This is a genomic window from Providencia sp. TYF-12, assembly GCF_041344805.1.
GTDB lineage: Bacteria > Pseudomonadota > Gammaproteobacteria > Enterobacterales > Enterobacteriaceae > Providencia > Providencia huashanensis.
This window is the reverse complement of record NZ_CP166833.1, coordinates 1111781-1131668: the sequence shown is the minus strand read 5'-3', so window position 1 is coordinate 1131668 and position 19888 is coordinate 1111781. Positions and strand designations below refer to the sequence as shown.

The window sequence follows — 19888 nt, the reverse complement described above, 5'->3', positions numbered from 1 at the left end:
TCGTCACTAAACCAGAACTGCAATCTTGAACAAGCTGCCATGTCCCTCGCCTCTCGGCTTCTCACGCTCATTGAATCAACCTCATCTCTCAATCTCTAAAACACCTTCGGTGTTGTCAGGTTAAGCCTCACGGTTCATTAGTATTGGTTAGCTCAACATATCGCTATGCTTACACACCCAACCTATCAACGTCTTAGTCTTAAACGTTCCTTTAGGACCCTTAAAGGGTCAGGGAAGACTCATCTCAAGGCAAGTTTCCCGCTTAGATGCTTTCAGCGGTTATCTCTTCCGCACTTAGCTACCGGGCAATGCCATTGGCATGACAACCCGAACACCAGTGGTGCGTCCACCGGTCCTCTCGTACTAGGAGCAGCCCCTTTCAATCTTCCAACGCCCACGGCAGATAGGGACCGAACTGTCTCACGACGTTCTAAACCCAGCTCGCGTACCACTTTAAACGGCGAACAGCCGTACCCTTGGGACCTACTTCAGCCCCAGGATGTGATGAGCCGACATCGAGGTGCCAAACACCGCCGTCGATATGAACTCTTGGGCGGTATCAGCCTGTTATCCCCGGAGTACCTTTTATCCGTTGAGCGATGGCCCTTCCATTCAGAACCACCGGATCACTAAGACCTACTTTCGTACCTGCTCGAGCCGTCACTCTCGCAGTCAAGCTGGCTTATGCCTTTGCACTAACCGCATGATGTCCGACCATGCTTAGCCAACCTTCGTGCTCCTCCGTTACTCTTTGGGAGGAGACCGCCCCAGTCAAACTACCCACCAGACACTGTCCGCACCCCGGATAACGGGGCAACGTTAGAACATCAAACATTAAAGGGTGGTATTTCAAGGTTGGCTCCATGCAGACTGGCGTCCACACTTCAAAGCCTCCCACCTATCCTACACATCAAGGCTCAATGTTCAGTGTCAAGCTATAGTAAAGGTTCACGGGGTCTTTCCGTCTTGCCGCGGGTACACTGCATCTTCACAGCGAGTTCAATTTCACTGAGTCTCGGGTGGAGACAGCCTGGCCATCATTACGCCATTCGTGCAGGTCGGAACTTACCCGACAAGGAATTTCGCTACCTTAGGACCGTTATAGTTACGGCCGCCGTTTACTGGGGCTTCGATCAAGAGCTTCTCCTTACGGATAACCCCATCAATTAACCTTCCAGCACCGGGCAGGCGTCACACCGTATACGTCCACTTTCGTGTTTGCACAGTGCTGTGTTTTTAATAAACAGTTGCAGCCAGCTGGTATCTGCGACTGGCTTCAGCTCCATGGGTAAACCACTTCACCTAACGCCAGCGTGCCTTCTCCCGAAGTTACGGCACCATTTTGCCTAGTTCCTTCACCCGAGTTCTCTCAAGCGCCTGAGTATTCTCTACCTGACCACCTGTGTCGGTTTGGGGTACGATTAGTGATAATCTAGAGCTTAGAGGCTTTTCCTGGAAGCGGGGCATGAGCTACTTCGCCACCGTAGTGACTCGTCATCAGACCTCAGCATGTAGTGAACCGGATTTGCCTAATTCACCTGCCTACATCCTTAAACCGGGACAACCGTCGCCCGGCCAGCCTAGCCTTCTCCGTCCCCCCATCGCAATTATCACCAGTACGGGAATATTAACCCGTTTCCCATCGACTACGCATTTCTGCCTCGCCTTAGGGGTCGACTCACCCTGCCCCGATTAACGTTGGACAGGAACCCTTGGTCTTCCGGCGTGCGGGTTTTTCACCCGCATTATCGTTACTTATGTCAGCATTCGCACTTCTGATACCTCCAGCATACCTCACAGTACACCTTCACAGGCTTACAGAACGCTCCCCTACCCAACAATATTTACATATCGCTGCCGCAGCTTCGGTGCATAGTTTAGCCCCGTTACATCTTCCGCGCAGGCCGACTCGACCAGTGAGCTATTACGCTTTCTTTAAATGATGGCTGCTTCTAAGCCAACATCCTGGCTGTCTGAGCCTTCCCACTTCGTTTCCCACTTAACTATGACTTTGGGACCTTAGCTGGCGGTCTGGGTTGTTTCCCTCTTCACGACGAACGTTAGCACCCGCCGTGTGTCTCCCGTGATAACATTCTTCGGTATTCGTAGTTTGCATCGAGTTGGTAAGTCGGGATGACCCCCTAGTCGAAACAGTGCTCTACCCCCGAAGATGAGTTCACGAGGCGCTACCTAAATAGCTTTCGGGGAGAACCAGCTATCTCCCGGTTTGATTGGCCTTTCACCCCCAGCCACAAGTCATCCGCTAATTTTTCAACATTAGTCGGTTCGGTCCTCCAGTTAGTGTTACCCAACCTTCAACCTGCCCATGGCTAGATCACCGGGTTTCGGGTCTATACCCTGCAACTCATTCGCCCAGTTAAGACTCGGTTTCCCTACGGCTCCCCTATACGGTTAACCTTGCTACAGAATATAAGTCGCTGACCCATTATACAAAAGGTACGCAGTCACCCTGATAAATCAAGGCTCCCACTGCTTGTACGTACACGGTTTCAGGTTCTATTTCACTCCCCTCGCCGGGGTTCTTTTCGCCTTTCCCTCACGGTACTGGTTCACTATCGGTCAATCAGGAGTATTTAGCCTTGGAGGATGGTCCCCCCATATTCAGACAGGATAACACGTGTCCCGCCCTACTCGTCGAGTTCACAACACTAGCATCTTCAGATACGGGGCTATCACCCTTTACTGCCGGACTTTCCAGACCGTTCTCCTGATACTAATGCTGATTAAGACTCTGGGCTGCTCCCCGTTCGCTCGCCGCTACTAGGGGAATCTCGGTTGATTTCTTTTCCTCGGGGTACTGAGATGTTTCAGTTCCCCCGGTTCGCTTCGTTTGACTATGTATTCATCAAACGATAGTGCAACGAATTGCACTGGGTTTCCCCATTCGGAAATCGTCGGGTATAACGGTTCATATCACCTTACCGACGCTTATCGCAGATTAGCACGTCCTTCATCGCCTCTGATTGCCTAGGCATCCACCGTGTACGCTTAGTCGCTTAACCTCACAACCCGAAGGTGTCTTCTTATCAGACGACACTTAACGTCATGGCTGTGCGTGGTGAACTTCTTCGTTGGGTAGTGCTCGCAATGCTCACGTACTATTGTACGCTGCGCTTGCTGTGCGCTAGCCGCCTTGAATTTCACACTGCTCGCTCATGCCACTCGTTTGTGTGTTTGAAAAACACTTCAAGTTGAGATTTTTGAGAGACTCTCACATTGTTTAAGCGATAAACAATGTGCGTTATTTTCAATTTTCAGCTTGTTCCAGATTGTTAAAGAGCATAATTATTCGCAATAGACTATTTGACTAATCTATTCTGAATAATCAGAAAAATTTATGGTGGAGCTAAGCGGGATCGAACCGCTGACCTCCTGCGTGCAAGGCAGGCGCTCTCCCAGCTGAGCTATAGCCCCATAAAGGTAATTTCAGTATCAATCTCAGTCATTAAAATGACAAATCGGATTTAGGCAAGGCATAAATTGGCGACGTTTACTTTTGAGTAAACGAGCTGATTTATAACGCTGCATCAATTCGATTTTGGTAGGCCTGAGTGGACTTGAACCACCGACCTCACCCTTATCAGGGGTGCGCTCTAACCACCTGAGCTACAAGCCTATTGATACTGCTACTCTATTTCATCAGACAATCTGTGTGAGCACTTCACAAAAACACTTCAATGGTAAGGAGGTGATCCAACCGCAGGTTCCCCTACGGTTACCTTGTTACGACTTCACCCCAGTCATGAATCACAAAGTGGTAAGCGCCCTCCCGAAGGTTAAGCTACCTACTTCTTTTGCAACCCACTCCCATGGTGTGACGGGCGGTGTGTACAAGGCCCGGGAACGTATTCACCGTAGCATTCTGATCTACGATTACTAGCGATTCCGACTTCATGGAGTCGAGTTGCAGACTCCAATCCGGACTACGACGTACTTTATGAGTTCCGCTTGCTCTCGCGAGGTCGCTTCTCTTTGTATACGCCATTGTAGCACGTGTGTAGCCCTACTCGTAAGGGCCATGATGACTTGACGTCATCCCCACCTTCCTCCGGTTTATCACCGGCAGTCTCCTTTGAGTTCCCGACCGAATCGCTGGCAACAAAGGATAAGGGTTGCGCTCGTTGCGGGACTTAACCCAACATTTCACAACACGAGCTGACGACAGCCATGCAGCACCTGTCTCAGAGTTCCCGAAGGCACCAAAGCATCTCTGCTAAGTTCTCTGGATGTCAAGAGTAGGTAAGGTTCTTCGCGTTGCATCGAATTAAACCACATGCTCCACCGCTTGTGCGGGCCCCCGTCAATTCATTTGAGTTTTAACCTTTGCGGCCGTACTCCCCAGGCGGTCGATTTAACGCGTTAGCTCCGAAAGCCACTCCTCAAGGGAACAACCTTCAAATCGACATCGTTTACAGCGTGGACTACCAGGGTATCTAATCCTGTTTGCTCCCCACGCTTTCGCACCTGAGCGTCAGTCTTTGTCCAGGGGGCCGCCTTCGCCACCGGTATTCCTCCACATCTCTACGCATTTCACCGCTACACATGGAATTCTACCCCCCTCTACAAGACTCTAGCTGACCAGTCTTAGATGCCATTCCCAGGTTAAGCCCGGGGATTTCACATCTAACTTAATCAACCGCCTGCGTGCGCTTTACGCCCAGTAATTCCGATTAACGCTTGCACCCTCCGTATTACCGCGGCTGCTGGCACGGAGTTAGCCGGTGCTTCTTCTGTCGGTAACGTCAATCGTTGATGATATTAGCATCAACGCCTTCCTCCCGACTGAAAGTACTTTACAACCCTAGGGCCTTCTTCATACACGCGCATGGCTGCATCAGGCTTGCGCCCATTGTGCAATATTCCCCACTGCTGCCTCCCGTAGGAGTCTGGGCCGTGTCTCAGTCCCAGTGTGGCTGATCATCCTCTCAGACCAGCTAGGGATCGTCGCCTAGGTGAGCCATTACCCCACCTACTAGCTAATCCCATATGGGTTCATCCGATAGCGCAAGGACCGAAGTTCCCCTGCTTTGCTCCTAAGAGATTATGCGGTATTAGCCACCGTTTCCAGTGGTTATCCCCCTCTATCGGGCAGATCCCCATACATTACTCACCCGTCCGCCGCTCGTCAGCGGGAAGCAAGCTTCCCCTGTTACCGCTCGACTTGCATGTGTTAGGCCTGCCGCCAGCGTTCAATCTGAGCCATGATCAAACTCTTCAATTAAAAGCGTTTGATGCTCAAAGAATGTTTACTGACCGTAACGTTCTTTTGTTCGGCTAACGTTGTCGGCTTCACATCGCTTCCCCTCGCCGCACCTAAGTACTGTCTCGGGTTATCTCTGCTTGCCTTTGCGTTATCCTTCCAAAATAAGCGTTACTACCTTATTTCATATATATGAATTAACGTGTTAGTCACTCTTCAAGACTTAAAATCAAATATTTTTTTGATAGTGTCCTGTGAGTGCCCACACAGATTGTCTGATAAATTGTTAAAGAGCGTTGCGACTAAATCTGTTTGATTTTCGACTTCGAGGTCGTTGTCGCGAGGAGCCGTATAATACGTTTTCCTCTGTGAGAGTCAAGCAATTTTTTGCTTTTTCTTTTCAGAATCTCTCGCTGCCGTTTCAGTGTTCATCGCGCTTTGCGTTGTCTTGTTCCCAGTCAGTGGTGGCGCATTATAGGGAGTCAGAAAAATCTGGCAAGTGTTTTTTGAAAAAAAAACCTCAAGTGATTATATTTTATACTTTACGCCCAATTCTCAAGCAAAAAACGCGGTTTTATACGTAATTTGATATAAAAAAGGTGGCTAATATTAGCCACCTTTTGATTCTATAATAATATCAATTACTGCTTAGCAACTATCTCGTCATTTTCTACATCTAAAATGACAGGTTTACCCGGTAATAACCTACCTGACAAAATTTCTTGTGCCAGAGGGTTTTCAATTTCTTGTTGAATAGCACGTTTCAATGGCCTTGCACCGAAGATTGGGTCAAAACCTGCCTCACCAATTTTCTCAAGTGCAGCTGGAGTCGCTGTCACTTCATAGCCGTGTTCTTCAAGACGTTTATATAAACGAGCTAACTGAATATTAGCAATATTCGTAATTTGCTCTTTACCTAATGGATGGAATACAACCACTTCGTCAATACGGTTAATAAACTCAGGTCTGAAACTATGGGATACCACTTCCATTACCATATCTTTCATTTCTGAATAACCGATCATGCCAAACCTTTCTTGGATTAAGTCAGAACCCAAGTTAGATGTCATGATAATTACCGTATTACGGAAGTCTACCGTTCTACCTTGACCATCAGTTAAACGCCCATCATCCAGTACTTGCAATAAAATATTGAAGACATCTGGATGCGCTTTTTCAACTTCATCCAATAAAATAACAGAATATGGACGACGTCTAACGGCTTCAGTTAAATAGCCACCTTCCTCGTAACCGACATAACCTGGAGGCGCACCCACTAAACGCGATACCGCATGTTTTTCCATAAATTCAGACATATCGATACGCACCATTGCGTCATCGCTATCAAACATAAAGTTCGCCAGCGCCTTACACAGCTCAGTTTTACCGACCCCTGTAGGCCCTAAGAACATAAATGAACCTATAGGTCTATTTGGATCAGATAAACCTGCGCGACTACGACGAATCGCATTAGATACAGCAACAACCGCTTCATCTTGACCAATAACACGTTGATGTAATTGCTGCTCCATACGTAACAGTTTTTCCCGTTCACTTTCAAGCATTCTTGATACAGGTATCCCAGTCCAACGCGCTAAAATTTCAGCAATTTCAACGTCAGTGACTTTGTTACGTAAAAGCTTCATGCTTTTATTTTCCGCTTTCGTTGCGGCTTCAAGTTGTTTTTCAAGCTCTGGAATGCGGCCATATTGCAATTCAGACATTTTAGCTAAATCGCCCATTCGGCGTGCTTTTTCCATCTCTATACGTGTATTCTCTAGTTCAGCTTTTATATGCTGTGTACCAGTAAGAGATGCTTTTTCTGCTTTCCATTCTTCTTCTAACGCAGAATACTCACGTTCTTTCTCTGTTAGTTCTTCCTCTAACATTTCAAGACGTTTTTTACTTGCGTCATCAGATTCTTTTTTCAGAGCTTGCTGCTCGAGTTTAAGCTGAATAATCCGACGTTCTAGTCTATCTAAGGATTCAGGTTTTGAATCCATCTGCATACGCAAACTTGCACCAGCCTCGTCAATTAAATCAATAGCTTTGTCTGGCAGCATACGATCGGTAATATACCGATGGGATAATGTTGCCGCTGCGACAATTGCTGGGTCAGTAATTTGTACATGGTGATGTAGCTCATAGCGCTCTTTCAAACCACGTAAAATCGCAATAGTGTCTTCAACTGACGGTTCTGCGACATAGACTTTTTGGAAACGGCGTTCCAACGCAGGGTCTTTTTCAATATATTGGCGATATTCATCTAACGTTGTCGCACCAACACAGTGTAATTCACCGCGAGCTAGCGCAGGTTTTAACATGTTGCCGGCATCCATTGCACCGTCAGCTTTACCAGCACCAACCATGGTGTGTAATTCATCAATAAATAGAATGACATTACCTTCTTGCTTTGCAAGGTCATTCAAAACGCCTTTTAAACGTTCTTCAAATTCACCACGGTATTTAGCGCCAGCAATTAGTGCGCCCATATCGAGTGAAAGTACACGTTTGTTTTTTAACCCTTCAGGAATTTCACCATTAACAATACGCTGAGCTAAACCTTCAACAATCGCAGTTTTACCAACACCGGGTTCACCAATAAGCACTGGGTTATTTTTAGTACGGCGCTGCAACACTTGGATCGTACGACGAATTTCTTCATCACGACCAATCACAGGGTCTAATTTACCTTGTTCTGCTCGCTCGGTTAAATCGACAGTATATTTTTTCAAAGCTTGGCGCTGGTCTTCAGCGCTTTGGTCATTCACTTTTTCTCCACCACGCATCTGTTCTATTGCCTTTATTAAGTTATCTTTATTAACACCTGCTGCTTTGAGCATGTCTGCTAATGTTGTATTGGCTTCTAAAGCGGCGATAAGAAATAATTCTGAGGAGATAAATTCATCCCCATGCTTCTGTGCCAATTGGTCACATAAATTCAAATGACGCATTAAGTCACTTGATGGTTGAACATCCCCCGCAACACCTTGCACCTGAGGCAAACGTTCCAATGCATCTTCAATCTTTTGCTTAAACTGCACAGCATTAACGCCTAGCGTTGTCAGTAAAGGACGAACAGTGCCACCGTCTTGATTAAACAAGGCACTTAATAGATGAATTGGTTCGATAAATTGGTTTTCGCGCCCAAGGGCTAATGATTGGGCGTCAGCGAGAGCTTGCTGGAATTTATTAGTTAAACGGTCCAGACGCATAACACCTCCGATAAATGAGATTAAATTTGCTACTGGTTACTAAATGAGGTCTATTTTTAACTATTCAAGTTTTGCATGGGATTATTTTTATTATATTTGTTAATTTAGATTATAACTCTAAAATTAGTTGGATACCCATATTAGAGAGGCCATTCTGCCCGTTTTTCCTTCACGTCTATAGGAAAAAAATCTGTTTTCATCCGTTACTGTACAAAAATCACCACCATAAATGGCATTAATTCCCATCGTACTCAGTTTTTTACGTGCTAATAAATAGATATCGGCTAAATATTTTCCATTATGGGGAGTAAAAGCTGAGGCCAAATCAGACGATTGATTAACAAATGCGTCTTTCACTTCGCCGCCAACTTCAAATTTCTCAGCTCCGATCGCAGGCCCTAACCATGCCATAATTTCATTTGTTGGGCTGACAAATTGGCTCACCGTATTCTCAAGTACACCATTGCATAAACCTCGCCAACCCGCGTGTGCCGCTGCGACTTCACTACCTGCCATATTACAAAAAAGCACGGGTAAACAGTCTGCGGTCATGATTGCACAAACCTGACCTTTTTGATTGGTATATACCGCATCAGCTTGTTTATTCTTGATTTTACTGCCATCAAGATGAAGCACGCGGGTACCGTGTACTTGCTCAAGCCACACCGGTTGTTGCGGTAATTGAGCAAGTTTAACTAAACGTTGGCGATTTTCACTGACGGCCTCAAAGCGATCCTCAACGTGATCACCTAAATTTAAGCTATCAAAAGGTGGTAGGCTCACACCACCAGCACGGGTCGTACTACAGCTTGATACACTTTTAGGCTGTGGCCAGTCAGGGAAAATCAATATGCTCATTACCAGTCCATATCGTCTTTGTGAAGTTCAGTATCTGCCTTTAAGGCATCAATAAGCTTAACCATATCATCCGGTAACGGTGCATGCCACTCCATTTGAATACCTGAAATTGGGTGATACAGGCGCAACATAGTCGCATGCAGCGCTTGCCTATCAAAGCTACGCATGACTTCGAAGAACTCTTCTGTTGCGCCTTTTAATGGACGCGGACGACCGCCATATAAAGGATCTCCAATTAAAGGATGATTAATATGAGCCATATGGACACGGATTTGGTGAGTTCGACCTGTTTCCAAACGTAAACGTAAACGAGTATGAGCTCTAAAATGCTCCATCACACGGTAATGTGTCACCGCAGGTTTCCCCATTGGATGAACAGCCATGTGGGTTCTTTTGGTTGGATGGCGTGAGATTGGCTCTTCCACCATGCCACCAGCAGTCATGCGGCCTACCGCTACGGCTTCATATTCACGCGTAATTTCTCTGCGTTGTAACGCTTCAACTAAATGAGTTTGCGCAGGAACCGTTTTTGCAACAACCATCAAGCCAGTCGTGTCTTTATCTAAACGGTGGACGATACCCGCTCTTGGTACATCGGCAATTTCAGGGTAACGATACAATAATGCGTTAAGGATCGTCCCATCTGGGTTGCCAGCGCCAGGATGAACAACTAAATTACGTGGTTTATTAATAATTAGGATATCTTCATCTTCATAAATAACATTAAGTGGGATATCTTGAGGCTCCCAGCGATTATCTTCTTCGATAAGGGCATCGATTAAAATTTGTTCGCTACCAAAAACTTTTTCTTTTGGCTTATTGATAACTTTGCCATTAACCTGCACTCTATCAGCTAAAATCCATTCTTTTATGCGTGAACGAGAATAATCAGGGAACAATTCGGCTAAAGCCTGATCTAAACGTTGACCAAGCTGTGATTCAGCGATAGTTGCACTAAGTTGTACTTGTTGAGCCATAAATTAATCTACTTTTTTGGTGTTTGTATTTTGACGGCACAGCCGTTTCATTTAAAATATATGCTATTGTAACTCGAATTTTGCCGGGAGCCTTATGGATAGTCTCCCTCGAAACACTCAGAGGATAACCTACACGTGATGATACGTATGAAAAATCTGGTGGCCGCTGCCACGTTAAGTCTGGTCTTAGTCGGCTGCTCCAGTAACAATGAAGTCAGTCCTGATAGCTCCCCAGCTGAAATTTATAGTACGGGTCAGCAAAAATTACAGGACGGCAACTTTAAAGCTGCTATCAAACAATTTGAAGCACTCGATAACCGTTATCCATTTGGTCCATATGCTCAGCAGGTCCAATTAGACCTCATTTACGCATATTATAAATCAGCAGAGCTGCCAATGGCGATAGCTGCGATTGACCGTTTCATGCGTTTGAACCCAACTCACCCAAATATTGACTACGTCCTTTACATGCGTGGTCTTACTGCTATGGCATTAGATGATAGTTTACTGCAAGGGCTCTTTGGTATCGACCGCTCAGATAGAGATCCACAACATGCACGCGTTGCATTTAAGGACTTTAGCCAATTAGTTCGCTACTATCCTAACAGTTTATACTCAAATGATGCGAGTAAGCGTTTAGTCTACTTAAAAGACCGCTTAGCGAAATTCGACCTTTCCGTGGTTGAATACTACAACAAACGCGGGGCTTATGTCGCGGTTGTTAACCGTGTCCAACAGATGCTAAAAGATTACCCAGACACAGAAGCAACACGTAATGCCTTGGCATACATGGAAATTGCTTATAAAGAAATGGGGTTAAATCAAGAAGCGACTAAGGTTGCGAATATTATTGCAGCAAACCCACAATAATATAACCGAGTAATCTTAAACAGCAGCCTTGGCTGCTGTTTTTCTTTGTTTGCTATTTTGAGACTAACAATACTTTCATTGGCTTAATTTTAACCCAAAAAAAGTTCCGACTATTTGCCGTATCGATAGCCAACTTGACCAGTTTGTCTTAATCTACTCATTTTGGCAATGCTTTTTCACCCCTTTTATACGTGAAATCACACTTCAAATGTACCGACTCCCTCCCCTGAATTAGATGTGATCTATATCAATTTTTTATTAGAGATAATAGGTATTCTGGACTCATCAAAGACGGAAACAATGAGAGGTAACTATATGATAGTGAACATTACTAGCAAACAAATGGATATTACCCCAGCAATTCGCGAGCACATTGAGAACCGTCTAACAAAACTTGATAAGTGGCAAGTCTCACTCATTAACACTCACGTAGTGTTATCAAAAGAGCCACAAGGTTTCATGGTTGATGCAAACATAAAAACAGCGACAGGTAAACTGGTCGCAAGCGCCAAACATGAAGATATGTACGTTGCAATTAATGAACTAATTAACAAACTCGAAAGACAACTTAATAAAGTGCAACATAAAGGAGAATCAAGAAGAGCCAACAATAGTGTAAAAGAAGCGAACCTCGTTACGTTATAATTTTATATTATCTATCAACTTATCTTGAACCTTGTAAACGCGCCTACTATAGGCGCGTTTTTTTGTGTTCTTAACCTTTTTTATTGACATCTTATTAAGTATCGGGTCTATTTAATACAGGTCTAATAATAGGTGTTGCAGATGAATCTTAATTTTGTCTTTTTTTTCTTCTTTTTTAGTGACTCTTAAATAAGGGGCTTTTGTCGTTCGAGAAAAAAAGAAGACAAGATTAGAAAGCCCCCAGCTAGGGGGCTTTTTTATATCATGATATTTACAGGGTGGGCAGAATGGATAACAGTAATAATCTACTGAAAGTAAGAGAGAAAATCAGCCAATTGGATAGTGAATTACTTGGCCTTTTGGCAAAACGTCGTGGTTATGCCGTTGAAGTGGCAGAAACAAAGATTGATGATAACCGCCCCATTCGAGATAAAGATCGCGAACGCCAACTCCTTGATGTTTTGATTAATAAAGGCAAACCCCTTGGACTAGACGGGTTTTATATTACTCGTCTATTTCAGATGATTATCGAGGACTCGGTTCTCACACAACAAGCCATTTTACAAAAACATTTAAATCTAACGCCAAGTGATACGGCTAGGTTTGCTTTTTTAGGCCCTAAAGGTTCTTACTCACACATCGCCGCTCGTCAATACTCTGCACGCCATTTTGATCAACTAGTTGAATGTAGTTGTCATAAATTCCAAGATATATTTTCATTGGTTGAAAGTGGGCAAGCTGAATACGGTATTTTACCGATAGAAAACACCAGTTCCGGTGCAATTAATGATGTTTACGATTTACTGCAGAATACAACATTATCAATTGTTGGCGAAATTCGACTACCAATTAACCATTGCCTTTTAACAACGGGCAATACTGATTTAAGCTTAATTGATACGGTGTATAGTCATCCGCAACCATTCCAACAATGTAGTCAATATTTAGCACAATACCCCCACTGGAAGATTAAATATTGCGACAGCACATCCACTGCGATGCAAATGGTAGCAGAACAAAATTTACCTAACGTCGCGGCGCTAGGCAGTGAAGCTGGGGGGGCTTTATATAATTTAAGTGTAATAGAGCATAGCCTTGCCAATCAACAGATAAATATGACCCGTTTTATTGTAGTCGCTCCACAACCGATTGAAGTAACAGAACAAGTTCCTGCTAAAACCACGTTATTAATGACTACAGGTCAACAAGCAGGTGCTTTAGTTGATGCACTGGTTATTCTAAAAAACAATCAGATAATAATGAGTAAATTAGAATCTCGCCCAATTAACGGTAAACCTTGGGAAGAGATGTTTTACGTTGATGTGCACGCTAATTTGCGTTCAGAAAATATGCAACAAGCTTTAAAAGAGCTATCAGCAATTACACGCTCAATAAAAGTATTGGGTTGTTACCCATCAGAGAATGTTGTCCCCGTTGAGCCAGAAAAGATCACACCTTAATTGTCTATATCAAAATACGTTGGCTGCACTGGTAGTTGTGCAGCCTTATCATCAGATTTGCAACGATTCTATTGTACTAATTAATAGCTTTTATTTTAAAGTAATTCACTAGTTCTTTTAAGTGGAATGCCTGCTCATTTAATGAGTCTGCTGCCACAACAGATTCCTCTACCAAGCTAGCGTTTTGCTGCGTTGTTAAATCAAGTTGCCCGACAGCACTATTAATCTGTGCAATCCCATCACTTTGTTCTCGGCTCGCTTGGCCAATTTCTCGTAGTAATGTGTTCATCTCTTTTACACTGTCAATCATTCCATAAATTTGATCAGTGGCTTTTTCAACTAAATCCATACCGTCTTGAGTTTGGGATGAAGAATTTTCAATAAGCTCGCGAATGTCACTAGCTGATGCCGCACTTTTTTGAGCTAGCAGCCTGACTTCGCCAGCGACGACAGCAAAACCACGGCCGTGCTCCCCTGCTCTAGCGGCTTCAACTGAGGCGTTTAATGCCAAAATATTTGTCTGAAATGCAATTGAATCAATCAGATTAATAATTTCTGTCATTTGTAACGATGATGTATTGATAGCCCGCATTTTATTAGTTACTTGACTCATCATATCACCATTGTTTTGTACTATGATTGCGGCTTGATCAGCCAACATACTTGCTTCGTGAGTATGCTCTGTTGTATTTTGGACTGTTGAAGTAATTTGTTCCATTGAGCTCGCGGTTTCTTCAACAGATGCAGCTTGCTCTTCTGTACGAGACGCTAAATTTTGGTTTCCTGCAACAATTTGCCCTGCCGCAGCCGAAATACTCTCCGAACCTTGTTGAACTTCTTGGACAATTTCTAACAAACGCCCCTTCATGTCGTTGAGTGCTTGCAGCAGCACACCAGTTTCATCTTTTGAGGTTACTTGCATATCTTTAGTTAAATCGCCGCTTGCTATGGCTTGAGCAAAATGGACTGCATTTTCTAGAGGGCGAGTAATAATGGTAGTAATAAACCAACCAACTACACAGCCAATCCCAATACTGAAGAGCGACAATACCGCAAGCAGTATCTTATTACTTTCATAGTCAGCATTCACATTACGACCGATCTCTTGCATTTGTAGGTCTTGAATAGCCATTAGCGTCTGAATTTGCTCACGGTATTCGCGTTGAATACTAGAGGTTTTTGTCATCATTTCATCAATTGCAGCTTGGCGATTATTTTGCTGCAAGAATGTATTCATACGGGCTTGTGATGCATGGAATTGCTGACGAATTCCCCGTAGATCGGCCAATATTTCTTTAGAACGATCATCCGTTACACTACTTTCCAGTTTTTCCAGTAACTCCGTTATCTTAAGTGTAATTTTAGAGAGTTCTTCACGACGTTTATCGCTACCTCTATCATCAAGCAAAATAAGCTCTTGTATCCCAATAAAAGAATAAAAGTTATCCATCATTTGCCCTGCGGTCGATGCAATTGGATAGCTTTCATAAAGCACCTGCTTCATTCCTTCGTTTGCACGGTTCATGTTTGCCAAAGAAAATATTGAGCTCAAGATAATAAGCGCAACAAACCCGCCAAATGCTATCGTTAACTTCATACTGATTTTGAGATTCTTAAAAGACATATGTTTACCACACTAGCCATCATTTAATGATTAGTGTTATCGGTAAAGCCAGCCAAACCTTTATCATTTAAATCGATCGATTTATAAATATCAATTTTAAAAATTGATTAATTTAGAATTAAATAGTGGATAACTTGCTTTTTGAGCAGCTAAGGATATTATTCGAGAGAAACTACAGAAGTAAGTACAATTACTTATTTTAAATAAATAATCAGAATTAGATTGTCTAAAATTAGTATTTGTAAGGCATAACAATGCATTCGCAGAAGAAATAAAGCCTCCTACCGCAAGAAATACGATAGAAGGCGAGGAATGATTATTTACGGTTATCGTTCGCTCTTTGCAATAACGACTGACTTTCTTTCATAAAATGGTGGGCATCTTCACCAAACCATTCACTAACATGATTAAATTGGCGAATAAATTCCGCTTTATCTTTGCTTTCAAGTAAGTCAATTGAGTTTCCTAACAACTGATGGTAACGACGGATCAACTCAACATTTTCTTCAGAAGACATAATGATATCTGCGTATAGCTGCGGGTCTTGCGCGAATAACCGCCCAACCATCGCTAATTCTAAGCGATAAATAGGTGACGATAATTCAAGCAATTGCTGCAAGTCGATATTTTCTTTCGCTAAATTTTGCCCATACGTAAAGGTCGTAAAATGACGTAACGCTTGGATAAAGCTCATGTTTTTATCGTGTTCTTTTGCCGAAATTTCTTTCAGTCTAGCTCCCCAAACTAATAGCTGCTCAAGGAACCATTGATAAGATCCAGCACCACGGCCATGACAATAGGCAAAGACCTGCTTTGCAACACTACCAATATCAGGACCAAACATTGGGTGAAGCCCCAATACTGGCCCATCATGAGCCGCTAACATAGCGTCTAGTGGTTGCTGCTTAATAGAAGCGATATCCACTAAGATTGTGTCTTTGTCTAGTTTGGGTAATTTGTTGATCACTTGAACCGTCAAATGAATAGGTACACTCACCATTACTATACTAGCGCCCGCGACAATCGACTCGGCCTTAGACCAATCATTTTCAGTTAATGACTTAACTTGATAGCCCGATAAAGTGAGGAGACGATGAAATAACCGCCCCATTTTTCCATCGCCACCGACAATGACTATCGGCCCTGCTGATGGGTTCAATGTTTTGAACCCTTTATCATTTTCACGAGCATAGGACTCACGCATGACCCGCCGAAGAATATCCTCGATAAGATCAGGAGGGACCCCCATTCGCTCAGCTTCAGCACGACGAGCAGCTAACATGCTTGATTCACGTTCAGGCACGTATATTGGTAACCCATGTAAGCTTTTTACCTCACCGACCTCAGCAACCAATTGCAGCCTTTTTGCCAATAAATCTAATAACGATTTATCAACCTCATCAATTTTTTCCCGTAAATGGGATAATTCAGCAGACATACCAATACCCTGATCAGCTCACTTTACTCAGTTTTTGTGCGCGTTGTTCTAGCACTGGTAGCAGTGCTTGATGCAAATTGCGCAATACAGTTTCTGTTGTTTGCCAATTAATGCAAGCATCTGTCACAGAGACGCCGTATTTCATCATATCACGTGCTTGTTCAGACGTTTGATTACCTTCATTAATATGGCTTTCTAACATAATACCTGTAATTGACTCATTACCATTAACAATTTGTTCAATAATTGAATCAACAACCTGTGGCTGACGGCGGTAGTCTTTATTCGAGTTGCCATGGCTACAATCCACCATTAACGATGGTGCTAAGCCCGCTTTTTTCATTTCAACTTCACAAGCTGCAATATCTTCAGCTTCATAGTTAGGCTTTTTACCGCCACGTAATATAACATGGCCATTACTATTACCTTTTGTGTGTAATAAACACACTTGACCAGATTGGTTAATCCCCATAAAACGGTGAGGCATAGCAGCAGCTTTTAATGCATTGATTGCCGTAGATAAACTACCATCAGTTCCGTTTTTGAAGCCAACAGGCATAGATAAACCAGATGCCATTTCACGGTGAGTCTGAGATTCTGTTGTTCTAGCACCAATTGCAGACCAGCTAAATAAATCCCCTAAGTATTGTGGGTTATTAGGGTCTAATGCTTCAGTTGCTAATGGCAGCCCCATATTGACTAAGCTGGTTAATAAATCACGAGCAATATGTAACCCCTTTTCCATTTCAAAAGAACCGTCCATGAATGGGTCACTAATTAAACCTTTCCAACCTACTGTAGTACGAGGTTTTTCAAAGTACACGCGCATCACAATATATAAGCTATCACTTAATTCTTCGGCTAATTTTTTCAGGCGCTCACCATATTCAATAGCGGCATCCACATCATGGATTGAGCAAGGACCACATACCACGAGTAAGCGAGGGTCACGTTGGTGAATGATGTCGGCAATCACTTGGCGCGATGTCGCAATGGCATGCAGGCTGCTGTGACTCAGAGGATATTTCTGTTTCAGACTCTCAGGAGTAATTAATACCTGCTCATCTTGAATATTCACATTGTTGAGTACATCTTTTTGCATGATCATTTTTTACCTACTTATTAGCTTATATTTGCTTAGTTTATTGTTTACATATTGTGTTTGGGTGTATGGCTAATAACATACCATGCATCGTAAACAATTCAATCCATTTGTGTAAAATATTTCCATATGTGTAAACAATAATTTACATACATTCAATTTATTGATAATTATATTAATTTACATAAAATTAACATTTACAGTATTTAAATCAGAGTTCAATACCAATTTTTAGTAAATATTTATTTACAGATTAAGAGATTAATCTCTCAGCTATATTCTAAATAGTTCGAGGTGTAGCAAGGCGGCAAAGGAATGAGGCGCTAGGAGCATACACAAGTATGTGACTAGTGCGAATAAGTGCTGCCAACACAACTACAACTTAAGATAAACTCTCTCAGCTATATTCTAAATAGTTCGAGGTGTAGCAAGGCGGCAAAGGAATGAGACGCTAGGAGCATACACAAGTATGTGACTAGTGCGAATGAGTGCTGCCAACACAGCTAGGACTTAAGATAAACTCTCTCAGCTATATTCTAAATAGTTCGAGGTGTAGCAAGGCGGCAAAGGAATGAGGCGCTAGGAGCATACACAAGTATGTGACTAGTGCGAATGAGTGCTGCCAACACAGCTACAACTTGAAATATGACGAATATAGTGACAAATATAAAAAGGCCCGCAAATGCGGGCCTCTCTCATAACATAACTTTCGGATGTAGCGAAAGCGTATTACTTGGCGTTCAGACGCTCTTTGATACGAGCTGCCTTACCAGAACGCTCACGCAGGTAGTACAGTTTAGATCTGCGAACAGCACCACGACGTTTAACAGCAATGCTATCTACGACTGGAGAGTGAGTTTGGAATACACGCTCAACACCTTCGCCGTTAGAAATTTTACGAACAGTGAATGCAGAGTGCAGACCGCGGTTACGAATAGCGATAACCACGCCCTCGAATGCCTGCAGACGTTTTTTAGAGCCTTCAACGACCCATACCTTAACTTCCACGGTGTCACCCTGACGGAACGAAGGTACGTCCTGCTTCATTTGCTCGTCTTCAAGTTGTTTAATAATATTGCTCATAATAACTCTCTTACCCTAGGTAAACTGATATGTTTAGACAATTAATTGTCTGGATTCATTTGTTGCTCGGACTGATATTCATTTTGGAATTCAGTCAGCAACATCCTCTGCTCGTCAGTCAGAGCTAGGCTTTCCAGAAGCTCAGGTCTTCTAAGCCAGGTACGACCAAGTGATTGTTTCATGCGCCAACTATCTATTTTGGCATGATTCCCTGAAAGCAGTACCTCAGGAACTTGCATGCCATCTAACACTTCAGGGCGGGTATAATGTGGACAATCTAACAAGCCATCAGCAAAAGAATCTTCTTGTGCAGAAGCTTGATGACCAAGTACCCCCGGAATAAACCGCGAGACTGAGTCTATCAACACCATAGCAGGGAGTTCCCCACCACTGAGAACGTAATCACCAATTGACCATTCTTCGTCAACTTCGGTTTGAATAATACGCTCATCAATACCTTCATAGCGACCACAAACAAGAATTAGCTTCTCATTGGTTGCTAGTTCGCAAACGCCGTCTTGACTTAATTTGCGCCCTTGAGGTGAAAGATAAATAACCTTTGCACCAACACCGGCCTCAGTTCTTGCTGTGTTGATTGCATCCTTTAAAGGTTGAACCATCATCAGCATACCTGGACCACCTCCATAGGGGCGATCATCGACTGTTTTATGCCTATCATGGGTAAAATCCCTAGGATTCCAGCACTCAACAGTCAGCAGGCCATTTTTCACTGCCCGACCAGTTACCCCGTACTCGGTTATTGCGCGGAACATTTCGGGAAACAGGCTAATTACACCAATCCACATAATTTCGTCCCACTTATCAAAACCGTTCAACCGGAGATTTAAAAACCAGGATCCCAATCCACTTCAATAAGTTTGGCATCGAGATCGACTTTCTTGATAACCTGCCCATCAAGAAACGGAACTAACCGCTCCTTGATGCCAAATGCATCTTTTAAATTCGCCTTAATAACTAGTACATCATTTGAACCAGTTTCCATCATGTCAGTAACAATACCAAGGCCATACCCTTGTAACGTAACAACTTGGCAACCCATAAGGTCTTTCCAGTAGTATTCGTTTTCTAACTCAGGAAGTTGGGTTGAATTCACCGCAATTTCAAAGTTAGTCAAGAGTGCTGCTGCGTCGCGGTCATCGACCCCACCCAGCTTAACAATGATATCCTTGTTATGATGTTTCCAATCTTCAATTTCAATGTGTTGCCATTGACCTGAACGTTGGATAAACCAAGGCTGATAATCAAAAATACTTTCAGCATGTTCGGTGGACGAAAAAACTTTGAGCCAACCGCGAATACCGTATGCTGCACCTAATTTGCCCAATACAATTGGGTTTTCAGGTGGCAGTAACTTAGTTTGCTTGCTCATTGTTA

At 43.4% G+C, this 19888-nt stretch carries 12 protein-coding genes, 2 tRNA genes, 2 rRNA genes and 1 other annotated feature; of the genes, 3 read left to right on the top strand and 13 right to left on the bottom strand.

All coding sequences use genetic code 11. The features are described 5' to 3' along the window. Nucleotides 1-116: 116 nt before the first annotated feature. The 7 genes from ABE954_RS04925 to rluD form a co-directional block, all read right to left on the bottom strand. A 23S ribosomal RNA gene (locus ABE954_RS04925) occupies nucleotides 117-3023 on the bottom strand. A 336-nt stretch (nucleotides 3024-3359) separates the two neighbouring features. Beyond that, a tRNA-Ala gene (locus tag ABE954_RS04920) sits at nucleotides 3360-3435 on the bottom strand. Between the two features lie 125 nt (nucleotides 3436-3560). Next, nucleotides 3561-3637: transfer RNA gene (locus ABE954_RS04915), tRNA-Ile, on the bottom strand. A 65-nt stretch (nucleotides 3638-3702) separates the two neighbouring features. Next, nucleotides 3703-5242 (bottom strand): 16S ribosomal RNA (locus ABE954_RS04910). The 16S and 23S rRNA genes sit together here with 2 tRNA genes alongside, the layout of an rRNA operon. 620 nt (nucleotides 5243-5862) lie before the next feature. Further along, a complete protein-coding gene (clpB, locus tag ABE954_RS04905) occupies nucleotides 5863-8436 on the bottom strand; it encodes an ATP-dependent chaperone ClpB (RefSeq protein WP_042848669.1) in 2574 nt (857 codons plus the stop codon). Nucleotides 8437-8559: 123 nt separating this feature from the next. Next, nucleotides 8560-9294 carry a purine nucleoside phosphorylase YfiH gene (gene yfiH, locus ABE954_RS04900; protein WP_042848670.1) on the bottom strand — a complete coding sequence of 245 codons (735 nt, stop codon included), beginning with the start codon at nucleotides 9292-9294 and terminating at the stop codon, nucleotides 8560-8562. Then, nucleotides 9294-10271, bottom strand: coding sequence for a 23S rRNA pseudouridine(1911/1915/1917) synthase RluD (gene rluD / locus ABE954_RS04895; protein ID WP_042848671.1), 978 nt, complete (start codon nucleotides 10269-10271; stop codon nucleotides 9294-9296). The genes yfiH and rluD overlap by 1 nt, the downstream gene beginning before the upstream one ends. A 138-nt stretch (nucleotides 10272-10409) precedes the next feature. Here rluD and bamD point away from each other — a divergent pair, with 138 nt between their 5' ends. The 3 genes from bamD (at nucleotide 10410) to pheA (ending at nucleotide 13246) form a co-directional block, all read left to right on the top strand. Then, the gene (bamD, locus tag ABE954_RS04890; protein ID WP_042848672.1) at nucleotides 10410-11141 is read left to right on the top strand and encodes an outer membrane protein assembly factor BamD; all 732 of its coding nucleotides are present in this window, start codon (nucleotides 10410-10412) and stop codon (nucleotides 11139-11141) included. A gap of 315 nt (nucleotides 11142-11456) precedes the next feature. Continuing rightward, nucleotides 11457-11786, top strand: a complete 330-nt coding sequence (gene raiA, locus ABE954_RS04885; protein WP_042848673.1) for a ribosome-associated translation inhibitor RaiA — start codon at nucleotides 11457-11459, stop codon at nucleotides 11784-11786. Between the two features lie 140 nt (nucleotides 11787-11926). After that, nucleotides 11927-12048: a sequence feature (Phe leader region), on the top strand. 25 nt (nucleotides 12049-12073) lie between these two features. Further along, on the top strand, nucleotides 12074-13246 hold the full coding sequence (pheA, locus tag ABE954_RS04880; protein WP_042848674.1) for a bifunctional chorismate mutase/prephenate dehydratase: 1173 nt from the start codon (nucleotides 12074-12076) through the stop codon (nucleotides 13244-13246). Nucleotides 13247-13322: 76 nt separating this feature from the next. On the opposite strand, the gene ABE954_RS04875 is transcribed toward pheA, so the two are convergent. The 6 genes from ABE954_RS04875 to rimM all read right to left on the bottom strand — a co-directional run bounded on the left by ABE954_RS04875 (nucleotide 13323) and on the right by rimM (nucleotide 19883). Further along, complete coding sequence (locus tag ABE954_RS04875; RefSeq protein ID WP_129466806.1) at nucleotides 13323-14870, bottom strand: methyl-accepting chemotaxis protein; 1548 nt, start codon at nucleotides 14868-14870, stop codon at nucleotides 13323-13325. Nucleotides 14871-15186: 316 nt separating this feature from the next. Then, a complete protein-coding gene (gene tyrA, locus ABE954_RS04870; protein ID WP_042848676.1) occupies nucleotides 15187-16308 on the bottom strand; it encodes a bifunctional chorismate mutase/prephenate dehydrogenase in 1122 nt (373 codons plus the stop codon). 13 nt (nucleotides 16309-16321) lie between these two features. Continuing rightward, the gene (locus ABE954_RS04865) at nucleotides 16322-17416 is read right to left on the bottom strand and encodes a 3-deoxy-7-phosphoheptulonate synthase (RefSeq protein WP_042848677.1); all 1095 of its coding nucleotides are present in this window, start codon (nucleotides 17414-17416) and stop codon (nucleotides 16322-16324) included. Between the two features lie 723 nt (nucleotides 17417-18139). After that, complete coding sequence (gene rplS / locus ABE954_RS04860; protein WP_042848679.1) at nucleotides 18140-18493, bottom strand: 50S ribosomal protein L19; 354 nt, start codon at nucleotides 18491-18493, stop codon at nucleotides 18140-18142. A 41-nt stretch (nucleotides 18494-18534) separates the two neighbouring features. After that, complete coding sequence (trmD, locus tag ABE954_RS04855; protein WP_042848680.1) at nucleotides 18535-19299, bottom strand: tRNA (guanosine(37)-N1)-methyltransferase TrmD; 765 nt, start codon at nucleotides 19297-19299, stop codon at nucleotides 18535-18537. 38 nt (nucleotides 19300-19337) lie between these two features. Beyond that, nucleotides 19338-19883, bottom strand: coding sequence for a ribosome maturation factor RimM (gene rimM, locus ABE954_RS04850; protein ID WP_042848681.1), 546 nt, complete (start codon nucleotides 19881-19883; stop codon nucleotides 19338-19340). Nucleotides 19884-19888: the final 5 nt, after the last annotated feature.